This window comes from Lysinibacillus sp. GbtcB16 (assembly GCF_019091145.1).
Taxonomy (GTDB): domain Bacteria; phylum Bacillota; class Bacilli; order Bacillales_A; family Planococcaceae; genus Lysinibacillus; species Lysinibacillus fusiformis.
Genome location: NZ_JAGXJV010000282.1, coordinates 1 through 282, shown reverse-complemented (window position 1 = coordinate 282; position 282 = coordinate 1). Strand labels below are relative to the sequence as shown.

The 282-nt window shown below is 31.6% G+C and carries 1 protein-coding gene; it reads right to left on the bottom strand.

The genetic code is table 11. The features are described 5' to 3' along the window. Window positions 1-282: glucosamine inositolphosphorylceramide transferase family protein (locus tag KVT27_RS24275; RefSeq protein WP_483307982.1), on the bottom strand; the 282-nt coding region annotated here is incomplete at both ends.

The window sequence follows — 282 nt, the reverse complement described above, 5'->3', positions numbered from 1 at the left end:
ACTTTTTCAATTTCCCACTCATACGGAAAATTTGTTGCTCTATATAGTTCTATTGTTTGATTACTTGATGTCTCAGGTATCATATAAATCTCTCCACCATCTTCTATTAAGAAAGGATATGATAAGTGATACGGTTTATCTAAAACAGTAGTAGGTTGTGAAACACTATTTGATTCAATATCCACTTCGACAAACGCAATATTCCCCTTACCCTCGCTGTATATATAATCTTCGAAAAAAATGTAATTTCTTTTATTTTTTTCGATAACAAAAGGATCCGCA